The 2633-nt window shown below is 43.6% G+C and carries 1 protein-coding gene; it reads left to right on the top strand.

The genetic code is table 11. The features are described 5' to 3' along the window. Positions 1–13: 13 nt before the first annotated feature. Positions 14–2633, top strand: a 2620-nt coding sequence (locus tag ACTHMC_RS25125; protein ID WP_440417497.1) for a SusC/RagA family TonB-linked outer membrane protein, incomplete at its 3' end; no start/stop codon positions are given.

Below are 2633 nucleotides of genomic sequence, written 5' to 3'. Positions count from 1 at the left end.
CGCTTCGGTTACAGTGCGGAATAAAAAGATATCTGGCATTACAGATGCTAAGGGGGAACTTACACTGAATGTGGAGGAAGGCGATATCATCATGATTTCTTTTGTTGGATATGAAACAAAAAGAATGACCATAACAACCGCGATGCTTTCTTCCTCAGGTAATGTAATGATCTTCCTGAGCCGCTCCGAGGCCAGGCTTGATCAGGTGGAAGTAACAATCAATACCGGCTACCAGCAGATAAAACCGGAACAAAGTACAGGTAGTACATTTACACTTCGTACAAAAGAGTACGAAAGCCGCATCAATACCACCAGTTTTCTAACAGGGTTGCAGAATAAAATTCCTGGCCTGCTTATCAATAATGATATCAAGTTTGAAGACAATAATCTGTTTCAGATACGCGGAATCTCTACCATTAAGGGTAACAAAAATCCCCTGATTGTTGTAGACGGATTTCCTACTGATCTCTCGCTTGACCTGATAGACCCCAACGAAATTGAATCTGTGACTGTATTGAGGGATGCCGCTGCAGCTACAATCTATGGTGCCCGTTCGTCAAACGGTGTAATTATCGTTGAACGCAAAAAAGCAAAGGCGGGTAATCTGAGAGTGAATTTCAGATCCACCCTGGGAATTACACCTAAGGAAAGGTATAACCGCTATCGCTGGGCGGAAGACGCTTCTGAAATTGTAATGGACTATGAGAAACTGCGTAACCGGAATGCCCAACCTACAATTTGGCAGAGTCTTCATGGCGCACAAGGCGGTTATTTGATGGCCAATCCCGCTACAGCTATCATGTATCACTGGAGATCCAATACGGATCCTATCTCAGAAGAAGAAAGAAACAGGCAGATGGCGGCACTCGCCAGCCATAATAATTCCGGTGAATACAGTCGCCTTTTTTTACGCAATGCTTCCACTCAAACCTATAACCTGGATATGTCAGGGGGAAGCGACCGGCTGTTATATTACCTGACTGTGAACTATATGCGTAATAATGCTACGGAGGTTAAAAACAATAATAACCTTTTTCGCCTGTCTGCCCGTACCACCATGAAACTTTCAAACAGGTTCTCCGTAGAACTCAATACAGATTACCAGGAAGGCAGAAAAAACGGTGTACCGGTTCCAGACATTAATGATATCTATCCATACGAACGCTTTGCAGATGAGAATGGAAACCCTGCATCCATTTCCACGGGTTCCAAATCCACAGTTGTCTACAATAATTATATTAAGTCGCTGGGTTTGCTGGACAATTTATATTATCCGTTACAGGACTTGAACGAAGTCAGCGACCGTGCACGCACAGTCAATAATCGCATCACCACCAATTTCCGGTATAAGATGATACCGGGGCTAAGTCTTACGTTCGGAGGTGTGTATGAAAGTGTGAGAAATGATAACCGTCATTATGCCTCTGAAAATGCAACGGAAACAAGGCAGATGGTGAATTTTTATACCAAGCCCAACCCTTCGGGAGGTTTTATCTATAATATCCCCAAAGGAGCCTTCCTGAAACAGCAGGCCGGCAGTGTGCAGGGATTCACCTTGCGTGCTCAGGCCAACTATGATAAACAGGTGGCAAGAGATCATTCTGTGAACGTGATTGTAGGTGCTGAGGTTCGTAAACTGGTGAACAGCTCCAGTACCTACTCTTATTTTGGCTATAATGACCAGTCGCTTTTTCAGCAGCCGGTTGACTTCAAGGCCATCACCACTAATTTTGGTGCATCATATGCCCAATCTAATGGCGCCCTCAATTTTTCCAACCTGTTCAATAATACTTATTCCGACGACCGCTTCCTTTCAGGGTATTCAAACCTTGTATATGCCTTTAAAGGAAAATATTCTGTTACGGGAAGTATTCGTGTGGATCAGTCGAACTTGTTTGGAACAGATCCCAAATATAAATACAAGCCACTTTGGTCTGTAGGCGCCGCATGGAATATTCATAAAGAGGGTTTTATGCAGGACCTGGATTGGGTAAGACTCCTGAAACTACGTGTTGCTCATGGTTTTAACGGAAACGTGGCCAAAGAGGCATTACCGCAGGTGATAGCCGTTGATCAGCTCAGTTACCTGAATCCGGCTGGCGTGATGCCGGCTCTGAGGTTGTTATCGTATGCCAACAGTGGACTTCGATGGGAACAAACGCACAATTTTAACCTGGGAATCAACTACGAAATATTCAAGGGAATTACCGGCAGTGTAGATTATTATGTGAAAAAGAGTACAGATGTATTGGCAAATAACCAGATCGATGCATCAAAGGGAGGCGTATCAGCATTGGTGAATGAAGCTTCCATTCGTAATACCGGATTGGAAATCAGTTTGCAGGCTGACTGGATCAGTAAACGTAAATTCAACTGGAACACAGGTTTTGTTTTCGCAAAAAACAACAGCAAAGTATTACAGGTTTACAATTCTGATATCAACGAAAGCAGCCCTTCCTGGCAATATATTTCCGGCAGTTATGCCAATTATTTAAAAGGGTATGCGGTGGGTGCCTTGTTCAGCTATCGTTATGCAGGCCTGGATAATACCAGTTATCCGCTTATTTATGATGCCGGGGGCAAGATTAAAAAACTGTATGAGAATGATGCAAAAATACTGGACGTATCATATG

The organism is Pseudobacter sp. (assembly GCF_051955275.1).
Classification (GTDB): Bacteria; Bacteroidota; Bacteroidia; order Chitinophagales; family Chitinophagaceae; genus Pseudobacter.
The sequence above is the reverse complement of the archived record's forward strand: the minus strand, read 5'-3'. Positions and strand labels throughout refer to the sequence as shown.